Below are 589 nucleotides of genomic sequence, written 5' to 3'. Positions count from 1 at the left end.
TAAGCATTGCTTGCCGCTTCTGAAACACTATCTCCGAGTGCTGTTGCGCATAGAACGCGACCGCCCGAGGTCACAACTTCACCGTCTTTTAAGCTGGTACCTGCGTGAAAGACTTTCTCTTCTTTGCTCGAAGACAGGGTTAACCCAGATATTGCGATTCCTTTATCGTATGCAGCTGGATATCCTCCTGCGGCGAGCACTAAACCTACAGCGGGCTTATCATGCCAACGAGGCGTTTGATCCGCTAGCGTTCCGTTAATAGCTGCGCTACACAGTGGTGCCAACTCAGACGCTAATCTCATCATGATCGGTTGTGTTTCCGGATCGCCAAAACGGCAATTGAATTCAATCACTTTTGGTTGACCATCAGGCGATATCATCAGGCCTGCATAAAGAAAACCGCGGTAACGATTCCCTTCTTCAGCCATGCCTTTTAAGGTTGGATTGATGACCTGATCCATAATACGCGCGTGAACTTCCGGAGTAACGACCGGAGCAGGGGAGTAAGCTCCCATTCCACCAGTATTAGGGCCTGTATCTCCGTTTCCAACACGTTTATGGTCTTGGCTTGTCGCCATCGCTATGCAGT

The 589-nt window shown here is 49.7% G+C and carries 1 protein-coding gene; it reads right to left on the bottom strand.

Annotated elements, in window-relative coordinates:
* Positions 1-589, bottom strand: a 589-nt coding sequence (locus A3762_RS06005) for a phosphoribosylamine--glycine ligase (RefSeq protein ID WP_304439270.1), incomplete at both ends; no start/stop codon positions are given.

The sequence above is a fragment of the Oleiphilus sp. HI0125 genome (assembly GCF_001635355.1).
The sequence above is the reverse complement of the archived record's forward strand: the minus strand, read 5'-3'. Positions and strand labels throughout refer to the sequence as shown.